The sequence below is a fragment of the Pseudomonas canadensis genome (assembly GCF_030980095.1).
Lineage (GTDB): Bacteria > Pseudomonadota > Gammaproteobacteria > Pseudomonadales > Pseudomonadaceae > Aquipseudomonas > Aquipseudomonas canadensis.
The window spans coordinates 4545190-4565893 of the sequence record NZ_CP133298.1; the positions used below are offsets into that span (position 1 = coordinate 4545190).

At 60.6% G+C, this 20704-nt stretch carries 22 protein-coding genes and 1 pseudogene; 9 read left to right on the forward strand and 14 right to left on the reverse strand.

What is annotated here, in order from left to right; all coding sequences use genetic code 11:
• Positions 1 to 6 precede the first annotated feature (6 nt).
• Both RB216_RS21005 and RB216_RS21010 read right to left on the reverse strand, forming a co-directional pair.
• Positions 7 to 900 carry a LysR family transcriptional regulator gene (locus tag RB216_RS21005; protein WP_028617381.1) on the reverse strand — a complete coding sequence of 298 codons (894 nt, stop codon included), beginning with the start codon at positions 898 to 900 and terminating at the stop codon, positions 7 to 9.
• An 8-nt stretch (positions 901 to 908) separates the two neighbouring features.
• Positions 909 to 1010 (reverse strand): annotated as a pseudogene (locus RB216_RS21010) (outer membrane lipoprotein carrier protein LolA); the annotation flags it as partial.
• 147 nt (positions 1011 to 1157) lie between these two features.
• Between RB216_RS21010 and speB the strand changes: the two are divergent.
• The 4 genes from speB to RB216_RS21030 are packed head-to-tail and all read left to right on the forward strand — an operon-like array spanning position 1158 to position 5480.
• A complete protein-coding gene (gene speB / locus RB216_RS21015; protein WP_065909690.1) occupies positions 1158 to 2108 on the forward strand; it encodes an agmatinase in 951 nt (316 codons plus the stop codon).
• Positions 2108 to 2530 carry a YybH family protein gene (locus tag RB216_RS21020; protein WP_308907827.1) on the forward strand — a complete coding sequence of 141 codons (423 nt, stop codon included), beginning with the start codon at positions 2108 to 2110 and terminating at the stop codon, positions 2528 to 2530. The genes speB and RB216_RS21020 overlap by 1 nt, the downstream gene beginning before the upstream one ends.
• A gap of 21 nt (positions 2531 to 2551) precedes the next feature.
• Entirely contained in the window at positions 2552 to 4063 is a 1512-nt protein-coding gene (locus RB216_RS21025; protein WP_028617384.1) for a purine-cytosine permease family protein, read from the forward strand.
• Between the two features lie 34 nt (positions 4064 to 4097).
• Positions 4098 to 5480 carry a sodium:solute symporter family protein gene (locus RB216_RS21030; protein WP_028617385.1) on the forward strand — a complete coding sequence of 461 codons (1383 nt, stop codon included), beginning with the start codon at positions 4098 to 4100 and terminating at the stop codon, positions 5478 to 5480.
• A 443-nt stretch (positions 5481 to 5923) separates the two neighbouring features.
• Here the strand turns inward: RB216_RS21030 and RB216_RS21035 are convergent, their stop codons facing one another.
• From RB216_RS21035 to ptrR, 3 genes are all read right to left on the reverse strand, one after another.
• The gene (locus RB216_RS21035; RefSeq protein WP_028617386.1) at positions 5924 to 6526 is read right to left on the reverse strand and encodes a peptidoglycan recognition protein family protein; all 603 of its coding nucleotides are present in this window, start codon (positions 6524 to 6526) and stop codon (positions 5924 to 5926) included.
• Positions 6527 to 6760: 234 nt separating this feature from the next.
• Complete coding sequence (locus tag RB216_RS21040) at positions 6761 to 6883, reverse strand: PA1414 family protein (RefSeq protein WP_003193089.1); 123 nt, start codon at positions 6881 to 6883, stop codon at positions 6761 to 6763.
• A 142-nt stretch (positions 6884 to 7025) separates the two neighbouring features.
• A complete protein-coding gene (ptrR, locus tag RB216_RS21045) occupies positions 7026 to 7919 on the reverse strand; it encodes a putrescine utilization regulator PtrR (protein ID WP_028617387.1) in 894 nt (297 codons plus the stop codon).
• A gap of 103 nt (positions 7920 to 8022) precedes the next feature.
• On the opposite strand from ptrR, the gene RB216_RS21050 reads away from it, so the two are divergent.
• Entirely contained in the window at positions 8023 to 9231 is a 1209-nt protein-coding gene (locus tag RB216_RS21050; protein WP_308907828.1) for an MFS transporter, read from the forward strand.
• Here the strand turns inward: RB216_RS21050 and RB216_RS21055 are convergent.
• The 3 genes from RB216_RS21055 to RB216_RS21065 form a co-directional block, all read right to left on the reverse strand.
• Positions 9143 to 10585, reverse strand: a complete 1443-nt coding sequence (locus tag RB216_RS21055) for an NCS1 family nucleobase:cation symporter-1 (protein WP_308907829.1) — start codon at positions 10583 to 10585, stop codon at positions 9143 to 9145. The genes RB216_RS21050 and RB216_RS21055 overlap by 89 nt on opposite strands.
• Positions 10586 to 10784: 199 nt before the next feature.
• Positions 10785 to 11183 carry a DUF2177 family protein gene (locus tag RB216_RS21060; RefSeq protein WP_028617390.1) on the reverse strand — a complete coding sequence of 133 codons (399 nt, stop codon included), beginning with the start codon at positions 11181 to 11183 and terminating at the stop codon, positions 10785 to 10787.
• A 52-nt stretch (positions 11184 to 11235) separates the two neighbouring features.
• On the reverse strand, positions 11236 to 12072 hold the full coding sequence (locus RB216_RS21065) for a CvfB family protein (RefSeq protein ID WP_308907831.1): 837 nt from the start codon (positions 12070 to 12072) through the stop codon (positions 11236 to 11238).
• A 311-nt stretch (positions 12073 to 12383) separates the two neighbouring features.
• On the opposite strand from RB216_RS21065, the gene RB216_RS21070 reads away from it, so the two are divergent.
• From RB216_RS21070 to RB216_RS21080, 3 genes are all read left to right on the forward strand, one after another.
• Positions 12384 to 12563, forward strand: coding sequence for a PFL_1563 family small protein (locus tag RB216_RS21070; protein ID WP_003193095.1), 180 nt, complete (start codon positions 12384 to 12386; stop codon positions 12561 to 12563).
• Between the two features lie 206 nt (positions 12564 to 12769).
• Complete coding sequence (locus RB216_RS21075; RefSeq protein ID WP_028617392.1) at positions 12770 to 13492, forward strand: TorF family putative porin; 723 nt, start codon at positions 12770 to 12772, stop codon at positions 13490 to 13492.
• A gap of 65 nt (positions 13493 to 13557) precedes the next feature.
• Entirely contained in the window at positions 13558 to 14424 is an 867-nt protein-coding gene (locus RB216_RS21080; RefSeq protein ID WP_308907832.1) for a DUF6279 family lipoprotein, read from the forward strand.
• Here the strand turns inward: RB216_RS21080 and copD are convergent.
• The 5 genes from copD to RB216_RS21105 all read right to left on the reverse strand — a co-directional run bounded on the left by copD (position 14421) and on the right by RB216_RS21105 (position 18746).
• The gene (gene copD, locus RB216_RS21085) at positions 14421 to 15275 is read right to left on the reverse strand and encodes a copper homeostasis membrane protein CopD (protein ID WP_308907833.1); all 855 of its coding nucleotides are present in this window, start codon (positions 15273 to 15275) and stop codon (positions 14421 to 14423) included. The genes RB216_RS21080 and copD overlap by 4 nt on opposite strands.
• Positions 15272 to 15658: a copper homeostasis periplasmic binding protein CopC gene (copC, locus tag RB216_RS21090; protein ID WP_028617395.1), complete on the reverse strand. Its 387-nt coding sequence runs from the start codon at positions 15656 to 15658 to the stop codon at positions 15272 to 15274. Before copC ends, copD begins: the two co-directional genes overlap by 4 nt.
• A gap of 50 nt (positions 15659 to 15708) precedes the next feature.
• Entirely contained in the window at positions 15709 to 16521 is an 813-nt protein-coding gene (locus tag RB216_RS21095; RefSeq protein WP_308907834.1) for a copper resistance protein B, read from the reverse strand.
• Positions 16522 to 16531: 10 nt separating this feature from the next.
• Positions 16532 to 18229, reverse strand: a complete 1698-nt coding sequence (locus RB216_RS21100) for a copper resistance system multicopper oxidase (RefSeq protein ID WP_308907835.1) — start codon at positions 18227 to 18229, stop codon at positions 16532 to 16534.
• 127 nt (positions 18230 to 18356) lie between these two features.
• Positions 18357 to 18746 carry a hypothetical protein gene (locus RB216_RS21105; protein ID WP_028617398.1) on the reverse strand — a complete coding sequence of 130 codons (390 nt, stop codon included), beginning with the start codon at positions 18744 to 18746 and terminating at the stop codon, positions 18357 to 18359.
• A gap of 153 nt (positions 18747 to 18899) precedes the next feature.
• On the opposite strand from RB216_RS21105, the gene RB216_RS21110 reads away from it, so the two are divergent.
• The gene (locus RB216_RS21110; protein ID WP_028617399.1) at positions 18900 to 19175 is read left to right on the forward strand and encodes a hypothetical protein; all 276 of its coding nucleotides are present in this window, start codon (positions 18900 to 18902) and stop codon (positions 19173 to 19175) included.
• 50 nt (positions 19176 to 19225) lie between these two features.
• On the opposite strand, the gene RB216_RS21115 is transcribed toward RB216_RS21110, so the two are convergent.
• Entirely contained in the window at positions 19226 to 20572 is a 1347-nt protein-coding gene (locus tag RB216_RS21115) for a DEAD/DEAH box helicase (protein ID WP_016979359.1), read from the reverse strand.
• Positions 20573 to 20704: the final 132 nt, after the last annotated feature.

A 20704-nucleotide genomic window follows, 5' to 3' on the forward strand; every position in this document is an offset into this window, starting at 1 on the left:
GGTTTATCAGGCCTGGTTTAGCTGGGCTTTGAGTAAGTCGCGGAAGGTCTGGATCAGCGGTTCGCGGCTGCGGCCTCGACGCATGATCATCGAGAACGGCGCCTGATAGCCGAAGGTCGCCGGCAGCAACACACGCAGGTCGCCCTTATCGGCCCAGGCCTGGGCATAGTGCTCGGGCAGGTAGCCGATGTAGGCGCCGGACAGCACCAGGATCAGCTGCGCCTCCATACTCTCCACGGTGGCTGCGCTGTGCTTGAAGCCGTGGCGTGCCAACTCGGCCTGGCTCCAATAGCCGCGACCGACCATCCGTTGCTGCGTGATCACCTGCTCGGGAATGCGCCGTTCATTGAATAAAGGATGCCGCGTGCTGCAATACAGCCAGTGCTGCTCGCGGTACAACGGCATGTAGATCAGCCCGCTCATGCGGTTGGAAAACGCGCCGATGGCCAAGTCCAGGCGGTTGTCCTGCACGCCCAGTTGCAGCTCATAAGGGCTCATCACCGACAGATGCAAGTGCACCGCCGGGTGTTCCAGGCTGTAGGCGCCGATCACTTCGGCGAAGGGCAACGCTTTGTCGCTGACCGTGGAGTCCAGCACACCCAGTTTCAGCGTGCCGCGCAACTCGCCCTTCAACGCGGCGGCGTATTGCTCGAAACCTTCCAGCTCGCCCAGCAGACGCAAGGTCTCTTGATGAAACAATTCGCCTTTGCTGGTGAGGCTGAACCCGCCACGCCCGCGATGACACAGCACCAGGCCCAACGCCGCTTCCAGCTGGCTCATGTACGTGCTGATGGCCGATGTGGACAGGTTGAGTTCGTGCTGGGCATTGGCAAACCCCTGATGCCGCACGACGCTGACGAAGATGCGCAGGAGTTTCAGGTCGGGCAAGGCGTTGGCCATGAGGCCTCCAAAAACGCGGTAATTGTAGGAGCGAGCTTGCTCGCGAAAAACCTGAGAGCGCCGTGTAGAACCAGATGCGCTGCGTCATCGTTGACGGTTTTCGCGAGCAAGCTCGCTCCTACAAAGGTTGGGACCAGTTTACCTCAGGCAATAGTTTAGAAAAATCTGAACTAAGTATTTGCCCCTGCCGATTCTTTCGTTTCCATGTATTTCGCAGAATCGGCCCCTAACAAACAAAACAACGATGAGGCACTCCCGTGGACAAGATTTTCCACCAACCACTGGGCGGCAACGAAATGCCGCGCTTCGCCGGCATCGCCACCATGATGCGTCTTCCCCACCTGCAAACGGCCAAGGGCCTGGACGCCGCCTTTGTCGGCGTGCCCCTGGACATCGGCACCTCGCTGCGCGCCGGCACCCGCTTCGGGCCGCGTGAAATCCGCGCCGAATCCGTGATGATCCGCCCTTACAACATGGCCACCGGCGCCGCGCCGTTCGACTCGCTGTCGGTGGCCGACATCGGCGACGTGGCGATCAACACCTTCAACCTGCTCGACGCCGTGCGCATCATCGAAGAAGCCTACGACGAGATTCTCGAACACGACGTGATCCCGCTGACCCTGGGCGGCGACCACACCATCACGCTGCCGATCCTGCGGGCGATCCACAAGAAACACGGCAAGGTCGGGCTGGTGCACATCGATGCCCACGCCGACGTCAACGACCATATGTTCGGCGAGAAAATCGCCCACGGCACCACCTTCCGCCGCGCGGTAGAAGAAGGTTTGCTCGATTGCGACCGTGTGGTACAGATCGGCCTGCGCGCCCAGGGCTACACCGCCGAAGACTTCAACTGGAGCCGTAAACAGGGCTTCCGTGTGGTTCAGGCAGAAGAATGCTGGCACCACTCCCTCGCGCCGTTGATGGCCGAAGTGCGTGAAAAAGTCGGCGGCGGCCCGGTGTACCTGAGCTTTGACATCGACGGCATCGACCCCGCCTGGGCTCCGGGCACCGGCACTCCGGAAATCGGAGGGCTGACCACCATCCAGGCGATCGAAATCATCCGTGGCTGCCAGGGCCTCGACCTGATTGGTTGCGACCTGGTAGAAGTTTCGCCGCCTTACGACACCACCGGCAACACCTCGCTATTGGGCGCCAACTTGCTGTACGAGATGCTCTGCGTGCTGCCTGGCGTGGCACATCGCTGATGAGCGCCCACGAAGTACTGCAAGCCGCCGCCGACCTGGTGGCGGCCTTCGCCCGCAATGACCGCGCCGCCTACTTCGGCGCGTTCACGGCGGACGCCAGCTTCGTGTTCTACACCCTGCCCCAACCGCTGCTCAGTCGCGACGCCTACCAGGCGTTGTGGGACAGCTGGCGCCGGGATGAGGGATTCGAGGTGCTGTCCTGCACCTCGAGCAACGCCTTTGTCAGCCTGCAAGGTGACGTGGCGATTTTCATGCATGACGTGGCCACCGAGCTGCGCATGAACGGGGAGCAATTCAAAAGCCAGGAACGCGAGACCATTGTCTTCAAACAGCAAGGGCTTGGCGCAGAACAACAAGAAGGCCTGTGGCTGGCCTGTCACGAACATTTGTCCGCTATGCCGGAAGGGCTGCCGCCCCCTTAGCCAATGTGATCGGAGCAGATCATGAATAATAAAAACAACGATAAAAGTATTCGCAAGATAGAAACCAACGGGGTCGAACAGATCCCGGACCACGAACGTACCGCCGGCCCCAAGGATCTGTTCCGACTGATCTTCGGCGGTGCCAATACCTTTGCCACCGCCGTGCTGGGTTCTTTCCCCGTACTGTTCGGTTTGTCGTTCCAGGCGGGTGTCTGGGCGATTGTGCTGGGCGTGCTGGTGGGTGCGCTGATCCTGGCGCCCATGGGCCTGTTCGGGCCGATCAATGGCACCAACAACGCCGTGTCTTCAGGTGCGCACTTTGGCGTGCACGGGCGGATTGTCGGCTCGTTTCTCTCGCTGCTGACGGCGATTGCCTTCTTCTCACTGTCGGTGTGGAGTTCAGGCGACGCGCTGGTGGGCGGTGCGAAACGTCTGATTGGCTTGCCGGAAACCGACCTGAGCCTGGGCCTGGCCTACGGCGTGTTCGCGATCCTGGTGCTCACCGTGTGCATCTACGGTTTTCGCTTCATGCTGTGGGTCAATCGCATTGCGGTGTGGGCCGCGAGCCTGCTGTTCCTGCTGGGGATCTTCGCGTTCGCGCCGGCCTTCGACAGCCACTTCGCCGGCACTGTCGCCCTGGGTCAGACCGGCTTCTGGGCGGCGTTCATCGGCGCTGCATTGGTCGCCATGAGCAACCCGATTTCCTTCGGCGCGTTCTTGGGTGACTGGTCGCGCTACATCCCGCGTGAGACGCCGAAAATACGCATCATGCTGGCGGTGATCCTGGCGCAAATCGCGACCTTGATCCCCTTCCTGTTCGGCTTGGCCACCGCGACCATCGTGGCGATCAAGGCACCGGACTACATCGCAGCCAACAACTATGTCGGCGGTTTGCTGGCGGTGGCACCGAGCTGGTTCTTTCTGCCGGTGTGCCTGATCGCCGTGATCGGCGGTATGTCTACCGGCACTACTTCGCTGTATGGCACCGGGTTGGACATGTCCAGCGTGTTTCCACGCCTGCTGTCGCGGGTCAAGGCCACGTTGCTGATCGGGGTGATGTCGATTGCCTTCATCTTTATCGGACGTTTCGCCGCCAACCTCGTGCAAAGCGTGTCGACCTTCGCCGTGCTGATCATCACCTGCACCACGCCGTGGATGGTGATGATGATCATCGGCCTGATCGTGCGTCGCGGCTTCTATTGCCCGGATGACCTGCAGGTGTTCACGCGCGGTGAAACCGGCGGCCGCTACTGGTTCAGCCATGGCTGGAACTGGCGCGGGCTGGGGGCCTGGATCCCGAGTGCGCTGGTGGGCCTGTGCTTCGTCAACCTGCCGGGGCAGTTTGTCGGGCCGCTGGGCAATCTGGCGGACGGCATTGATATCAGCCTGCCGGTGACGCTGGGGCTGGCCTCGGTGGTGTACCTGACCTTGCTTCGGGTGTTCCCGGAACCGGCGGCTGTTTATGGGCCCGCCGACTCTCGCAGCAAGCGCACGGATGCGCGCGTTAAACCGGCGCTGCAACAAGCCGCCTGATCCTCATAAAAAAGATAATCGGAGAACCGCCGTCATGGCTTTGGATTTATTCGTCGTACTCATCTACGCCGCCGGCATGCTCGTGCTCGGCTACTACGGCATGCGCCGCGCCAAGACCCACGAAGACTACCTGGTGGCCGGGCGCAACCTGGGCCCGTCGTTGTACATGGGCACCATGGCCGCCACGGTATTGGGCGGTGCGTCCACCGTCGGCACCGTGCGGCTGGGCTACGTGCATGGCATCTCCGGCTTCTGGCTGTGTGCCGCGCTGGGCATGGGCATCATCGCGCTGAACCTGTTCCTGGCCAAGCCACTGTTGAAACTGAAGATCTTCACCGTGACCCAGGTGCTGGAAAAACGCTACAACCCGATGGCCCGCCAGGCCAGCGCCGTGATCATGCTGGCCTACGCGCTGATGATCGGCGTGACCTCGATCCTCGCCATCGGCACCGTGCTGCAAGTGCTGTTCGGCCTGCCGTTCTGGATCTCGGTACTGCTCGGCGGTGGCGTGGTGGTGGTGTACTCCACCATCGGCGGCATGTGGTCGCTGACCCTCACTGACATCGTGCAGTTCGTGATCAAGACCGTCGGCCTGATGTTCATCCTGCTGCCGATCTGCCTGTACCGCGTCGGCGGCTGGGACGAACTGGTGGCCAAGCTGCCCGCATCGAGCTTCAGCTTCACCGCGATCGGTTGGGACACGATCATCACCTACTTCATGATCTACTTCTTCGGCATCCTGATCGGCCAGGACATCTGGCAACGGGTGTTCACCGCCCGTGACGAAAAGGTCGCCAAGTACGCAGGCACTTTCGCCGGTTTCTACTGCATCCTCTACGGCCTGGCCTGTGCATTGATCGGCATGGCCGCGCATGTGCTGATCCCGGACCTGGATAACGTCAACAATGCGTTTGCCGCTATTGTGAAAGTGTCGCTGCCGGACGGCATCCGCGGCCTGGTGATTGCCGCGGCACTGGCCGCGATGATGTCCACCGCCAGCGCCGGCTTGCTCGCCGCCTCCACCGTACTGACCGAAGACCTGCTGCCGCGCCTGCGTGGCGGCAAGCAGTCGAGCCTGGCCATCAACCGCCTGTTCACGATGCTGACCGGTATTGCCGTGCTAGGTATCGCACTGGTGGTGAGCGATGTGATCAGCGCCTTGACCCTGGCCTACAACCTGTTGGTGGGCGGTATGTTGATCCCGCTGATCGGCGCGATCTTCTGGAAACGCGCGACCACCTCGGGCGCCATTACGTCCATGACCCTCGGCTTTGTGACGGCGTTGGTGTTCATGATCAAGGATGGCTTGGATGCGAACACGCCGATCTATTACAGCCTGGCGATTGGGCTGGTGAGTTTTGTGGTGGTGAGTTTGCTGTCGCGTCGGCCAGAGGGTGTGGCGGCCAACGCGGTTTAAGATACAAAGAGGTTTAGAGCGGTTTCTTCAGCGGGCGCGACGTCGGATGTCGTGCCCGTTTTTTTACTCAGCATTCCGGCTGACTTCTTCAAACAAATCTGCGCAAGATTTACAGCCAAAATACTGCTCGGTTATAGGGCATTCGATTTCCCCTGTCGCCCCCGCCCTCACCCGCCAAGTACACACTTTGCCGCGATACTTTAGTGTGCCTTCAAGATAACAAGGTGCCCAGTCGTACTCGTCATGCAGCGTGCGTGCGTCAATAGGTTCAGCGCGCTTGAAGAAGGACGCGACTTGTCGCTCATCCAACGTAACGTCGCTGGGTCGACAGCGCTCCGGTTCTTCGGAGTGAAAACCCGAGATAGCGATGTTGTCGATATCTGGAGCGGAAGCCGCGCACCCGGCGAGTATCCCCCACATGCCCAACAACCCTCGCCGCAGGTTCATTGCCACACCGCGCTGCTGGCTTCACCCGGATGTTTGTAGGAGATTTGCGGATGCGTGTAGACGTCCTCCGGTGTCAGGCGGAAATGGCCATACAACTCAGCCACCAACCACCGCAGGGATTGATTCTGTATAGCGGTCACGTCCTCGTAACGGGCAGCATCCAGATGCTTGCCGACCAGTTCAATTCCCAAAGAGTCCGCGTTCATCGGGTATCGCTCAGGGTAGTCCTTGGTGCGCTCATAGCGGTCCAGCGCTCGAATCTGCAAGGTCCAAGTGAGTGCCTGGATAGGTTGGATTTGAGCGGTATCGCACGTCGCCTTATCCGTTGCCAGGCACTTGGAGCGCAGGTAACGCCCAACGTGGTAACAGCGTTTTTTGAGGCTCGCCGTCTGATAGATCACGCCATTTTTCTCGATGAGAAAGTGCGCTCCATTGCCCTTGGCAACGTAAGCATTAAAGGTGTGTTGCGCCGTCGAAGCGTCCGTCTGGTGGACTACCAAAGCGCTCACGCTACGCAAATCCCCATGCTCGATCGTTGGAAACCGACGGAGTTCGACTCTGTCGGAAATCAACATGCCTTCGCTATCAATGCTCGACATTCCAATGCCCATTCATCCATGTGAAGGCAAAAATATAGAAGGACGAACCTGGAAAAGGGCACGGATGACAAAATAAGAAGAAGGTTCTGACAATGAGGCATGCCTCGTCAGGCAATTGCGGACACTAAGAAATTTACGGCGAATACAGCCTGATGACAGGGACCGAACACGCCCTGAAGAACGACCCGAGATAACAGCGCCCGCGCGATTCAATCACGTGCGCGCTTCCAGGACTTACCTGCGACGTGGGCGACGTTGCTCGTCATCGGTGCGAATCGGCACGGGTTGCAGTGGGGGCTCGATCAAGCCCAGTGCAACACCCAGATCATGGAGCCAGTTTTGAATTTTCTCTTTCATGGTTGCCCCCTTTGAGGGTAATGCTGGTAGGCGCAAGTTCTGTCGCCCTTTCCTACACTGATAGTAGCCCTAAGTCCTACGTAATGCTTGAACGAAACCACAACGAACTATTACTGAATTCATCAAAATCCTGACGGATCGTTCAAGCTATGGCGCGGGTGTCTTGCGGGACCGCAGTCTTGCTGGCTTGCTGCAGGTCGATCCATGCGTTGAGGTTAGCGCCGAGCATACCCTTTCGCCACATCAGCCAGGTGGTCGCAGTGGCAAAAGGCCCTGTCAGCGGATGAACGGACACGCTGCCCTTGCCTGGCAGGCTCTCAAGCATGGATTCGGACATCAACGCCACCCCGGAGCCAGCGATCACGCACGCCAGCATGCCCTGATAAGACTCGATCTCAATTGCCCGCCCCATGGCCACGCGCTCGTGGGAAAACCAGGTTTCCAGGCGCGTGCGATAGGCGCAACTGCGACGGAAGGTGAACACCGAGCGTCCCGCAACATCCTGGGGCCCTCGCACAGGCGGGTGGTCGGCCTCGCAAATAAGCACCAGGCGCTCTTCACACAGCGGCACACCGTCCAGGGAAGCGATGGTAATGGGGCCGTCCACAAATGCCGCATCCAGACGGCCAGTAATCAGGCCTTCGAGCAACTCACCGCTGGGCGCCGATTGCACCTGCAGATTCACCATCGGGTAAGCCTTGTGATAGCCCGCCAGCAGCTTCGGCAAATGCACCGCCGCCGTGCTGTACATGCTGCCTACCACAAAATCGCCGGCCGGTTGCCCGCCTTGCACCGCGCCGTGGGCTTCATCATGCAGGGCCAGCAGACGGGTGCTGTAGTCCAGCAACACCTTGCCGGCCGGAGACAGCTGCAAGCGCTGACGCTCGCGCACAAACAGCTCTACACCGAGCTGCTCCTCCATTTGCTTGAGGCGTGTCGACAGGTTCGACGGCACTCGATGCAAGCGGTCCGCCGCGCGCGTGATGGAGCCCTCTTCCGCCACCGCCTGGAAAATGCGCAATTGACTGAACTCCATACCTTTCTCCAAAACTGAACAAGTTACTCACTATTATTCATTTTTACAGAAAGTCAATCCGCTTTAGCCTGAGGGTATTCGTTTACCCGCAGGAAAACTGACCATGTCTCCATTAGTCCGCTTACTCGCCAGCTTTGTCGCCCTGATGATGGCGATGGGGATTGGCCGCTTCGCCCTCACCCCCCAAATGCCCCATCTGCTCAGTGAAGGGCAGATCGACCTGACCGGCGCCGGCCTGATCGCCGCCGCCAACTACCTGGGCTACTTCGTCGGCGCGGTGGATTCGATCTTCGCACGCAGCCACCACCATGTCCGTGGGCGCTTATATGGCGGGTTGTGGTTGTGTGTACTGCTGACGCTCGCGTCGTACTGGGCCCACGGGTTCTGGCCGCACCTGTTGCTGCGCTTTGGCACCGGTGTCGCGAGTGCCTGGGCCCTGGTGATGATCACCAGCCTGAGCCAGCCGCTGGCGATTGCCGCCGGGCGTGCGCGCCTGGGTGCCTTGGTCTTTGCCGGACCGGGGCTGGGGATTTTGTTGACTGGCTTACTGGCGTTGGGCTCGAACCTGATGGGGCAAAATTCGGGCACATTGTGGCTGGTGTATGGCGGGGTGGCGCTGGTGATGTTGCTGGCCATCTTGCCTTTCCTGCCGAAGCCCTCCGCCAGCGGCACGCCCGTTGTCGGCCAGACCGATGGTGGCAGCAACGGCAGCATCGCGCACTTGTGCTGGATCTATGTGCTGTATGGTCTTGGCTACATCATTCCGGCGACGTTCCTGTCGCAGATGGCCAGCGCGCAATTCAAGGGTGCCTGGCAAGCCGATCTGTTCTGGCCGTGCTTTGGCTTGGCCGCCGCGATTGGCGTGGTGGTGGCGACCCTGCGCCGCAAGGACCCAGACACCACTCGCCGCTGGCTGATGACTACATTGTGGCTGCAAGCGGCCGGGGTGTTTGCCTGCTTGCTGGGCAATGGCTGGGGCCTGGCACTGGGGGTGTTGCTGTGCGGCGGACCGTTCCTGGCTTGCATGCAGTTGGTGATGGCCCGCCTGCGGGACGTTGCCCCCCACGGCTATCAGCGCAGCACCGGACTGCTGACCGCCAGCTTCGCCATCGGCCAATTGAGCGGCCCGTTACTGGCCTCGGTCAGCAGCCATCTGAGTGGCGGGCTGCAACCGGCACTGGTAGTCGCCGGCGCAGGATTACTGGTGGCGGGCTCGATTCTGGTCAGCCGGCAACCAGCGGCGCAGGCACGCGCACCTGTTCACGCCGCGCCAACACCAGGAAAAACAGCCCACCCAGGAAGCAGCCGGTAAACCAGGCGAAGTTGGCCATGCCCTGCAACGCCGGGATAAAGGTGATCGCGACGCCCACCAGCGTCGCGGGCACCAGCGCCTTGACCGCCGTCCAGTTCACGCCGCCGTCGAAGTAGTAGCGCCCGCTGGGGCTGTCATCGAACAACGCGTCCACATCGATCTGCTGTTTTTTGATCAGGTAGAAATCCACCAGCAGAATGCCGAACAGTGGCCCAATGAAGGCCGCGAGAATATCCAGGGTGTAGTGGATCATCAGCGGGTTATTGAACAGGTTCCACGGTGTGATGAAGATCGACGCCACGGCGGCGATCATCCCGCCCGCGCGCCAGCTGATTTTGCTCGGCGCGACGTTGGCGAAGTCAAAGGCTGGGGACACGAAGTTGGCGACGATATTGATGCCGATGGTTGCGGTGACAAAAGCAAAGGCGCCCAGCAACACCGCCATGCTGTTATCGATGCGCGAAACCGTGGCGATCGGGTCATGCAGCATTTCGCCAAACACCGGCAAGGTGCCCGAGACTATCACCACAGTGACCAGGGAAAATGCCAGGAAATTCACCGGCAGCCCCCAGAAGTTGCCGCGCCGTACGTCCTGCATGCTGCGGCAGTAGCGGCTGAAGTCGCCGAAGTTCAGGGTCGGCCCGGAGAAGTACGACACCACCAACGCCGTCGCCACGATCACCTGACCGAATGCCTGCCAGCCCGACAGGGATTTTTCCGCCAGGGTGAAGCTGATGTTCGACCAGCCCGCCTTCCACACGATCCAACCCGCCAGGGCGAACATCACCGCATAGACCACCGGCCCGGCCCAATCGATAAAACGGCGGATGGACTCCATGCCGGCCCAGAACACCGCCGCTTGCAACAGCCACAGGCTGAGGAAACCAAACCAGCCAAGGTAAGACAAGCCCGCAAAATGCGGCTCCGCGTACACCGCCATCTGTGGGAAGAAACGCAGTACCACGATGATCAAGGCGCTCGACGCCAGGTACGTCTGAATCCCGTACCAGGCCACGGCGATCAAGCCGCGAATCACCGCAGGAATATTCGCGCCGAACACACCAAACGCCAGGCGACAGATCACGGGATAAGGCACAGCGGCTTGCTGACTCGGCTTGGCCACCAGGTTGGCGATCAGTTGCACAATGCAGATACCGGCGAGCAAGGCGATGAGTACTTGCCAACTGGCCAAGCCCAAGGCGAACAGGCTGGCGGCAAACACATAACCGCCGACGCTGTGCACGTCGCTCATCCAGAAAGCGAAGATGTTGTACCAGTTCCACTTTTGCGGCAGCGGGCCCAGGTCCTGGTTGTACAGGCGCGGGCTGTAGCCTTTGGGCAATTGTTCGGTCATCGCGGGGCTCCTCGAAATACCGGCCTGCGCTTCCGTCACGGGGATGCATACGGGAGGCGGCATGGTTTGTATACGAGGTGTTCAGCAGAATGCGTGCCAATTGAACGCAATCCCTCTGGAACGGTGTTCCAAAGGGAGGGGAGCAGGCGAGGACACAGGGCCTACGCTCAGCAACGGTGCACAACAATCCTGTACACAATCAGCGCTGCACTCGATGTGCACACAGATAGCCCACCGTGCAGCAGGCTGCGGTCAAGAAGGTGCCCCACGCCATGTCCATGACCGCCAACTGCGCAGACCATGCTTTCAGCGTGGCCCAGTTGCTCAAGTCATAGGTGCCGTAGGCGACCAGGCCCAATAAGGCACCCAGGCGTGCTGCGCGTTGCCAGCTTGCGCTGGGCAAGACCACTAACACCACGCAACCGAGCACGTAAAGGAGATAGAAGAATGTGGCGGGCAACAGACGGGGCTGGTCCAGCATCAGTGGACCCAGCAAGGATTTGTAGGTGGGGCCCATGAGGACACCGAGCCAGAGACCGTCCAGCACTAGGAAGGCGAGCAACGTGCCGAGGTAGGCGAGCAGCGATTTTTTGGTCATTGGTGCAGCCTCTGTAGACGCCGACGAGCGTCTACAGAAGAGCAAAGCGTGGTCAGCTTAGTTCAATGCGATCCGCGTGAATCACAATCTCGCCCTGCTTGTACAACGCACCAATGGCCTTCTTGAAGTTGCCCTTGCTCACGCCGAACAAGTTGCTGATCACCGCCGGATCACTCTTGTCGCTGACCGGCAAGCTGCCGTTGTTTTCACGCAACTTGGCGAGGATCTTCGAGTTGAGGCTGGAGGCCGCTTCCTGGCCGACCGGCTGCAGGCTCAGGCTGATGTTGCCATCGGCGCGGATCTCTTTGATAAAGCCCTTCTCTTCTTTCCCTGGGCGCAGGAACTTGAACACTTCGTTCTTGTGGATCAGGCCCCAGTGCTTGTTGTTGATGATCGCCTTAAAGCCCATGTCAGTGGCTTCGGCCACCAGCAGGTCGACCTCCTGGCCCACCTGGTAGTTGGCAGGGGTCTTGTCCAGGTAGCGATCCAGGCGTGCAGTGGCGGTGATGCGCTTGGTGTGTTTGTCGAGGTAGACATGCACCACGCAGTATTCGCCTGCGGTCAACTGGCGCTTTTCTTCCGAATACGGCAGCAACAGGTCCTTGGGCAAACCCCAGTCGAGGAACACGCCAATGCTGTTGACTTCCACCACTTTCAAACTGGCGAATTCACCCACTTGAACTTTGGGCTTTTCAGTCGTGGCGATAAGTTTGTCATCGCTGTCCAGATAAATGAAAACGTTAAGCCAGTCTTCATCTTCACTAGGAATATCTTTGGGGATATACCGATTAGGCAAGAGGATTTCGCCATCTTGCGCACCGTCCAGGTACAAACCAAAGTTAGTGTGTTTAACCACTTGCAAGCTGTTGTAGCGCCCGACCAAAGCCATTTTCAATACCCTCATTACGTGGGCGGCATTCTACCCGAGTTGTGCCCGCCACGCGCGCGCGCCTGAAAAATCGCGGGTTGCCATGGCTCCGCCCCGCTCGTCTGATCAATCGACCCATTTTTTCCGCGCAGTCGGTGATGGATAGCTCCATGGTTTCGAGCTAAAACAGTAAGTTAGGGGATTATCTCAACGATGAACTTCGGCTATTTCCCATCGCGTCACTTATTCCCAGGGGATATTTGCCAAGCAATTGTCAAGTATTTCCTGTACGATGCCTGGCCAAGTTAATTTTCTACAGGTTAGTGGCCGCCATGCGCGTAAAAGCATCCAACAGCAAAGCAAAGCCAGCTCCCGCCGTTGAAACCAGCGAATCGATCAACAGCCAGATTGCTGCATTCCTCAAGTCCGGCGGCGAAATCCAGCAGATTGCCAAGGGCGTGAGCGGCCAGACTTTCGGCCCATCCAAGCAGATCAGCCTGGGTAAGAAGTAATACCGCGCAACACACCTGGTCCCTAAGCGTCTTGCCATCAAGGCGCTAGGACTAGAGCCCGAAATACCCTCTGCTGACCTTCATCATCGCGCTAATCGACGAACGGGCCTCACCGCCTGGCATTCGCCGGTATGCTTGCACACGTCTAGCACGGGCATCTGCCCGATTTTCTCCGTTACTGCTCCTCGCTTTTCATGGAGTGAAGCATGTTCAAACCCTGCATATTCCTGGTCGGCGCCCTGATTGCCAGCCCTCTCGCCGAAGCCCAGATCTTCCAGCGTGAATTGGGTGACTTCGACTTGAAATTGGGCACGACGCCCAGCCGCAGCATGGCCCAGGGCCTGGTCAAGCCAACGTCTCCCGGCAGCGATTCATTCCATGGCGGGCTGGACCTGAGCCACGACAGCGGCCTGTACTTCGGCCAGTTTTCACCGAACATGGGCCTGTCTTCGTCCAGCAACCTCGAAGTCGATTCCTACATGGGCTTCAAGCACCCCTTCGACCAGACGTTGGGCTACGAGGTGGGCCTGATTCACTATAGCTACCCCACGCTCAGCCCCCTCGACAGCCAGGAGTTCTACGGCGGCCTGAACCTGCTGGGCAATCGCTTCGGCGCCTCCTTCAGCAACGACCCGGACCGCCAGGACAGCACCCTGTTTGCCGACCTCGGCGGCACCCAGCCGTTCGGCATCGGCGTCAGCATGAAATACACCACTCATCAGTTGGGCACCCCGGTCGCGGTGGACGGCGGCTCCATTCGGACCTTCAGCGATTGGTCGGTGCAATTCTCCCGACAGTGGATGGGCGTGGACTTGAACCTGATCTACAGCGATTCCAGCCTCAGCGGCGGGGATTGCTCGGCCTATTCCGGACACAACTCGCAATGCGATGGCCTGTTGACGTTGAAGGCCGCACGGTCGTTTTATTGAGGGGCTGAACTGTCGCACCCGGCGCGGGTTCACATGTGATAACCCACTCTGCGAAGGACCCGCCCATGCTGCGTCGGCTCAAACTACTGGTGGTACTGCTGACCCTGAGCCTGGCGCTCAGCGGTTGCAATCGCGTGGGCCTGGCCTATCGCAACCTCGACGTGATCATTCCCTGGACCCTCAATGACTACCTGGACATGAATGCCGGGCAGAAGAGTTGGTTCAACGACAAGCTCAAGGAACACCTGGCCTGGCACTGCACCACGCAATTGCCGGGTTACCTGGATTGGCTGGACCGCCTGCAACAGATGGCCAACGACAACCAGGTGACCGACGCCGCGCTCCAGGCCCGGACCACCGAGGCCAAACAGGCCATCGACGAAGTCGCCCGTGAGATCACGCCCTCCGCCATCGAACTGCTCCAAGGCCTGGACGACCAGCAGGTCAAGGAAATGAGCGACGCCCTGGCCAAGGACCTGCGCAAGCGCCAAGACGAATACCTCAAGCCGCCCCTGGCCCAGCAGATCAAGGACCGCGCCGAGCGCATGAGCAAACGCCTGGACGCCTGGATCGGCCCGCTCAGCGCCAGCCAGCAGAACCGGGTGACCGCCTGGTCCATCGCACTGGGCGAGCAGAACCATGAATGGATCGGCAACCGCGCCCGCTGGCAGGCGCAATTTATCGACGCCGTGCAACAGCGCAAAAACGCCGACTTCCCGCAGAAAATGCAGCAGTTGCTGGTGGACCGCGAAAACCTGTGGACCCCGCAATATCGCACCGCCTATGCACAGACGGAAGCCGCGGCCCGCAGCCTGATTGTCGACGTGATGGCCGAAAGCACTGTGCAGCAACGGCAGAAACTCACCCAGAAAATCGACAAGGTGCGCAGCGATTTCCAGGCGCTTAAATGCCTGAAGAGCGTGCAGCCCTAGCTGGGTGCCAAGGTCCCCAGCCAGGCCACAAGCCCCAGGATCAGCACCACCGCCCCGAACTCCAGGGTGATGCTGCGACGCAAGGCATTACGCGCCGCTCTGTGGTCACCCGCCGCGAGAGAGCGCTGAAGCAGGGGCGTCAAGTGCGAGCGATTGAGCGCCGCCAGCCCCAACATCAAGCCGAACACCCCCAACTTCAAGCACAACAGGATTGCGTAGACACCGCCGGTGATGCCGTCCAGGTTCGGCCCGACCACAAACAGATAATTCGCCACGCCCGTGCCGATCAGTACCGCGACGAAGACCACACCAACACGCTCGAAGCCCGCCAAGGCGTGTGCAAGCGTCTGCACCGCCTGCTCAGACGCATTCGCCAGCATCAGCCCGAACGCCGCCAATGCCCCGACCCAGCCCGCCGCTGCCAGCAGATGCGTACTGTCGCTTAGCAGATGCCACTGCCCCAACGAGCCCTCATGCATCACGCCATGCCCGACCCACGCCAGCGTCACCAACGCGACACCGCCGAACACGGTGGCCAATCGGGTACTGAGCGCAACCAGCACCAGCGCCGCAATGCGCAACCACCACGTCCAGCCCAGCTCGGTCTGCCAGAGCATCATCTGCAGGTGCGTCCACAGTGTCGGCCAATCCTCGGCGCCGCTCATGGCCTGGGTCATGGACAGCAGCGACGCCAACGACAGCAGCAAACCCAGCGCCGCCAACCTGCGCAGCAGCGGTTTCAGATTCAGCAACTTGCTGTCTGCATACAGGCCAAACAGCCCCAGGCCGAATACCAGCATCAAGTCCAGATACAGCGCGAAACGCAGTAACACCGGGACCAGTTCACTCATGGCTGGACGCTGAACACCACGTTGCCAAGGATCGGGTGCGTGTCGGAAGACACGGCCCGCCAATCGACCCGATAGGTCCCGGTCATCAGTGTGGAGGCCGGCTTGATCAACATCACCTTAGGATCACTACTGGCCGCGACACTGGCCTTGACCGGCATCGGCGAATTGGGCATGCCGGGCATATCGGTCATGATCAGCTTGGCGCCGGAAAACTGCGTCAACAGGTTTTCCGAGAACCGCAGTTCAATGACTGCCGGTGCCGCGCCCTGGGCACCGGACGCTGGCGTGGACGACAACAACTTCGGATGGGCCGAGGCCGCCAGGCTGGCGATCACTCCGGCGCACAGCACAACGCCCGCCAGGGCGGTTTTAAACATCGACATGCAAGGCTCCAGGCCGCTCGTGGCGGCGAGTTATAGGAAAAATAGAAACGTCAGAACCACAGGCGCACACCCACGACCCAGCGCACCTGGTTCGTGTCTTCGCCGTCATCTCGGGCGTATTGCGCGGTTTGGCCGTAGCTGCGATTCCATGTCACGCCCACATAGGGCGCAAATTCGCGGTGCACTTCGTAACGCAGCCTCAGGCCCAGCTCACTGTCCGACAGGCCCGAACCAACGCCGCGCTGCGGATCGTTGCGCCCATAGAAGTTGAGTTCAGCGGTGGGCTGCAGGATCAGCCGATTGGTCAGCAGAATGTCGTAATCGCCCTCCAATCTCGCAGCAGTACGCCCTGCTTCACCGACAAAAACCGTGGCTTCGGCTTCAACGTTGTAAAGAGCCATGCCCTGGGCCCCGAACGCCGCCCAGGTCTGGCCGTCCCCTGGCTTGAAGTCCTGGCGCACACCACCCACCAAGTCCCACCAGGGTGTGATGGCATGCCCCCACAACGCCTGGGCTTCGGCGCTTTCGGTGCGACCGGCACTGCGCTCGCCTTCACTGCGTAGCCACAGGCGATCGATATCGCCACCGACCCACCCCTTGATATCCCAATTCAGCGCGCCGTCGCCCTCGCCGCCCTGCCATTCCAACTGGTTGATCAGCAGCAGGGAATTGATGCCACTGTCGTGGACCCTGTGCCCACCAGCCGCGTTGTAGACCGCAGCGCGATCGGCGGCAGTCAACACGGGAATCGGTGTGCGACTCTCGGTGAGCGCCGGTGTCGCCGGGCTCATGCCCTGGAATTCGTCGGCCAGCGCCGATGGAGCGAACGCCAGCCCGATCAGGACAGTTAAAACACGGCTCATGCTCGCGTCCTCATTCATGCACGCGTACCTCACGGAACATGCCCATTTCCATGTGGTACAGCAGATGGCAGTGATAGGCCCAACGCCCCAACGCATCGGCAGTCACTCGGTAGCTGCGCCGTGAGCCCGGCGGCATGTCGATGGTGTGCTTGCGCACCTGGAACTGGCCGTTTTCATCTTCCAGGTCACTCCACAGGCCGTGCAGGTGGATGGGATGACTCATCATGGTGTCGTTGACCAGCACCAGCCGAACTCGCTCGCCGTAGGCCAACTGCAAGGGCTCGGCATCGGAAAACTTCACGCCATTGAACGACCAGGCGAACTTCTCCATATGCCCGGTGAGGTGCAGTTCAATGGTGCGGCTGGGATCGCGCCCGTCGGGGTCTTCGAAGGTGCTGCGCAAGTCGGCATACGTCAGGACGCGCCGGCCGTTGTTGCGCAGGCCGATACCGGGGTCATCGAGCTTGGGCACCGGGCTCATGGCCTGCATATCCACCAGCGGGTTGTCTTGCTCGCTGGCAGGATGGGCCTGCATCGACATGGCACTGTGATCCATGCCCGGCATATCCGCCATGGCAACGTGATCCATGCCACCCATGCCCATGTCGTCCATGGTGATCCAGGGGCGCGGGTCCAGTGCCGGTACGGGGGCCGTCGCCCCGGTTTGTCGGGCAAGCGTGCCGCGGGCATAACCACTGCGGTCCATTGACTGGGCGAACAGCGTGTAAGCCTCGGCCGTCGGCTCGACCAGCACATCGAAGGTCTCCGCCACGGCGATACGGAACTCGTCGACGCTCACCGGCTGCACTGGCTGGCCATCGGCGGCAATCACGGTCATCTTCAGCCCCGGAATGCGCACATCGAAGTAGCTCATTGCCGAGCCGTTGATAACGCGCAACCGGATCGTCTCGCCAGCCTGAAACACACCGGTCCAGTTGCGCTCCGGCGGCTGGCCGTTGAGCAGGTAGGTGTAGGTCTCGCCGCTGACATCGGCCAAGTCCGTGGGGTTCATCTTCATCTGCGCCCACATCAGGCGATCGGCAATCGTGGCCGACCAGCCTTGCTTGCCCACATCCCGCACGAAGTCGCCCACGGTGGGCTTGTGCAGATTGTAGTAGTCGGACTGTTTCTTGAGGGTTTTCATCAAGGCGACCGGGTCTTCGTCGGTCCAGTCCGACAGCATCACCACGTAGTCTCGCTGGTAGGTGTAGGGCTCGGGCTCTCTCGGGTCGATCACCAGCGGGCCATACACGCCCTGCTGTTCCTGGAACCCGGAATGGCTGTGGTACCAGTAAGTGCCGTGCTGCTTGACCGTGAATTGGTAGACAAACACGCCACCCGGCTCGATGCCCTTGAAGCTCAAGCCCGGTACGCCGTCCATGTTCGACGGCAGGAGAATGCCGTGCCAGTGGATCGACGTCGGTTCGGCCAAGCGGTTCTTCACGCGCAAGGTCACGGTGTCGCCTTCGCGCCAGCGCAGCAGCGGGCCGGGCAAGCCGCCATTGATGGTCAGCGCCGTGCGGTGGCGGCCGGTGAGGTTGACGGGGGCCTGGTCGATGAACAGATCAAACTCGGTGCCGGCCAGCACCGTGGGCTGGCCGGGGCTGGTCAAGGCCCAGACCGGGCTGCGCCAGAGGCCGAGCCCGCCCAGCAAGCCGCCGGCGGCCAAGCCTTTGACGAAGGTTCGTCGGGAGGTATTGGAGTGCATGCCGATTCAATTCCATGAGTTGAATGGCAGCAGAGTAGGCAGGGTCGGCTGTCAGCCAGCTTAGCGGCAGATTACCGATCTGACAGTTTCGCCCCGGCGTTACGAGCGTGCCGGGGCGTAATGGATATCAGGCGATCTGGGCCTTGGAGGCGACCTCGGCGAAGGTCGTCGGGTCCAGCGCGTCGGATTGCTCATCCAGCACCTGCCGTGGATGATCGTTGCCCGGAATCGAACTGTCGATCAGCGCCAGCAACTGCGCGCCCAGCGGGGTCAGGATGAAATTCTCGCCATTCCCGCCCTCATCTTCGGGGCGCGATTCGATAAAACCGCGCTTGAACAGCAGTGCTTCATAATCCGCAGCAGTCTTCTTGAGCGCGTCCAGGTTGCCGGTGGACTCGCCCGCCGTGGCCTTCTCGGCCGCTTCCTGCTCGGCGTATTTGCGCGGGGCGAAGCTGCCCTCGCCGTTCTGCACTTCATGCAGCAGACGTTCGATCAAATCCCAGTTGTAAGTCGTCATCCTGATTCCTCCTGCGGGCGAGTGGAAAGTAGCCCGTTAAAGGTGTGACCCGCCGCGCCACTGGCCGTTCAGCCCAGGAGACGAGCGTCATTGGCGTGAACTTTCCAGGTGCCCGCGACCTCAACTGAATATCCCTGCCAAGGAGGTCCCCCCATGAAAACCCTGATGAACCTGGCCATCGCCGCCGCATTGTTGACCGCCCTGCCCGCCTGGGCCTGTACGCCAGACGAGGCTACCGCCAAGCGCGAGCAACTGGCTCAGGAAGTGGCCAAGCTGACCGAGCAGAACCCGACCAAGGCCAAGGAGATGAACGACGAGCTGCAAAAGATGGACTTGGATACCGAAAGCGCGGAATTCCCCGACAAGTGCCAGTTGATCGATGCTCGCCTGAAAGAGCTCAAGGAAGCAGCCGCCAAGGCCAAAAACTGATGGCATAAAAAAACCGGACAATCGTCCGGTTTTTTCACATCACCTGCGCCTTATTCGGCAGCCGGGGCTTCCGGCTTGCGGCGCTTGAGCGGAGCCATGCCGTCCTTGCTGACGAGCGACAGGTTGTCGGTCTTCGGCCGGTTGGCGATCTTGCGCTTGGTCGGCGACTTGGCGCCGGTTTTCTTCTTGTCGCCCTTGGCGTCGGTCTTTTTCTTCTTCACGCCAACGGCCTTGCCCGACGCCTTGACCTTCTTCGGCCCGGTGTAGGTGCCTTTGACTTCCTTGATGGTGCGGCGCTCGAACGATTGCTTGAGGTAGCGCTCGATGCTCGACATCAGGTTCCAGTCGCCGTGGCAGATCAGCGAGATGGCCAGGCCGTCATTGCCGGCACGCCCGGTACGCCCGATACGGTGCACGTATTCGTCGCCACTGCGCGGCATGTCGAAGTTGATCACCAGGTCCAGGCCGTCCACGTCCAAGCCACGGGCGGCGACGTCGGTGGCGACCAGGATCTTCACGCCGCCAGCCTTGAGGCGGTCGATGGCCAGCTTGCGGTCCTTCTGGTCTTTCTCGCCGTGCAGCACGAACGCCTTGTATTCCTGGGCCACCAGGCGGCCATAGATACGGTCGGCGGCGGCGCGGGTGTTGGTGAACACGATGGCTTTCTGATAGGTCTCGTTGGCCAGCAGCCAGTTGAGGATCTGCTCTTTGTGCACATTGTGGTCGGCGGTGACGATCTGCTGGCGCGTGGTCGCGTTCAGGTCACTGACGTTGTTGACCTGCAGGTGCTCAGGGTTGTTCAGTACCTTGGCGACCATGTCGCGCAGGGTCGAACCACCGGTGGTGGCGGAGAACAACATGGTCTGCTGACGGTTGACGCATTCGCCCACCAGACGCTGCACGTCGTCGGCAAAGCCCATATCGAGCATGCGGTCGGCTTCGTCCAGCACCAGCACTTCGACTTCCTTGAGGTCGAGGTTGCCGGCGTTGAGTTGCTCGATCATGCGACCTGGGGTGCCGATCAGGATGTCCGGCACCTTGCGCAGCATGGCGGCCTGGACCTTGAAGTCTTCACCGCCGGTGATGATGCCGGACTTGATGAAGGTGAACTGCGAGAAACGCTCGACTTCCTTCAGGGTCTGCTGGGCCAGCTCGCGAGTCGGCAGCAGGATCAGGGTCTTGATGCTGACGCGAACCTTGGCCGGGCCGATCAGGCGGTTCAGCACCGGCAGGACGAAGGCGGCGGTCTTGCCGCTACCGGTTTGAGCTGTCACCCGCAGGTCACGCCCTTCGAGCGCGAGCGGGATGGCCGCTGCTTGCACAGGCGTAGGCTCGACAAATTTAAGCTCGGCCACGGCTTTGAGCAGGCGTTCGTGCAGGGCGAATTGGGAAAACACGGGTGCTACCTCGAAGAAATACAAAAAATCAGCTGCATAGGTTACCGGTTTCGGGCGTCCAAACCGAGTTTCTTTACGCGAACAGTGCGAATCGGCTGCTTTTTTGTCAGGGCATTTGTCCATGACATCAAC

Bases quoted from the DNA above. Each gene is read 5' to 3' on its own strand.
- RB216_RS21005 (WP_028617381.1), bottom strand. From the start codon at position 900: ATGGCCAACGCCTTGCCCGACCTGAAACTCCTGCGCATCTTCGTCAGC.
- RB216_RS21020 (WP_308907827.1), top strand. From the start codon at position 2,108: ATGAGCGCCCACGAAGTACTGCAAGCCGCCGCCGACCTGGTGGCGGCC.
- RB216_RS21025 (WP_028617384.1), top strand. From the start codon at position 2,552: ATGAATAATAAAAACAACGATAAAAGTATTCGCAAGATAGAAACCAAC.
- RB216_RS21030 (WP_028617385.1), top strand. From the start codon at position 4,098: ATGGCTTTGGATTTATTCGTCGTACTCATCTACGCCGCCGGCATGCTC.
- RB216_RS21035 (WP_028617386.1), bottom strand. From the start codon at position 6,526: ATGTCGAGCATTGATAGCGAAGGCATGTTGATTTCCGACAGAGTCGAA.
- RB216_RS21040 (WP_003193089.1), bottom strand. From the start codon at position 6,883: ATGAAAGAGAAAATTCAAAACTGGCTCCATGATCTGGGTGTTGCACTG.
- ptrR (WP_028617387.1), bottom strand. From the start codon at position 7,919: ATGGAGTTCAGTCAATTGCGCATTTTCCAGGCGGTGGCGGAAGAGGGC.
- RB216_RS21050 (WP_308907828.1), top strand. From the start codon at position 8,023: ATGTCTCCATTAGTCCGCTTACTCGCCAGCTTTGTCGCCCTGATGATG.
- RB216_RS21055 (WP_308907829.1), bottom strand. From the start codon at position 10,585: ATGACCGAACAATTGCCCAAAGGCTACAGCCCGCGCCTGTACAACCAG.
- RB216_RS21060 (WP_028617390.1), bottom strand. From the start codon at position 11,183: ATGACCAAAAAATCGCTGCTCGCCTACCTCGGCACGTTGCTCGCCTTC.
- RB216_RS21065 (WP_308907831.1), bottom strand. From the start codon at position 12,072: ATGGCTTTGGTCGGGCGCTACAACAGCTTGCAAGTGGTTAAACACACT.
- RB216_RS21070 (WP_003193095.1), top strand. From the start codon at position 12,384: ATGCGCGTAAAAGCATCCAACAGCAAAGCAAAGCCAGCTCCCGCCGTT.
- RB216_RS21075 (WP_028617392.1), top strand. From the start codon at position 12,770: ATGTTCAAACCCTGCATATTCCTGGTCGGCGCCCTGATTGCCAGCCCT.
- RB216_RS21080 (WP_308907832.1), top strand. From the start codon at position 13,558: ATGCTGCGTCGGCTCAAACTACTGGTGGTACTGCTGACCCTGAGCCTG.
- copD (WP_308907833.1), bottom strand. From the start codon at position 15,275: ATGAGTGAACTGGTCCCGGTGTTACTGCGTTTCGCGCTGTATCTGGAC.
- copC (WP_028617395.1), bottom strand. From the start codon at position 15,658: ATGTCGATGTTTAAAACCGCCCTGGCGGGCGTTGTGCTGTGCGCCGGA.
- RB216_RS21095 (WP_308907834.1), bottom strand. From the start codon at position 16,521: ATGAGCCGTGTTTTAACTGTCCTGATCGGGCTGGCGTTCGCTCCATCG.
- RB216_RS21100 (WP_308907835.1), bottom strand. From the start codon at position 18,229: ATGCACTCCAATACCTCCCGACGAACCTTCGTCAAAGGCTTGGCCGCC.
- RB216_RS21105 (WP_028617398.1), bottom strand. From the start codon at position 18,746: ATGACGACTTACAACTGGGATTTGATCGAACGTCTGCTGCATGAAGTG.
- RB216_RS21110 (WP_028617399.1), top strand. From the start codon at position 18,900: ATGAAAACCCTGATGAACCTGGCCATCGCCGCCGCATTGTTGACCGCC.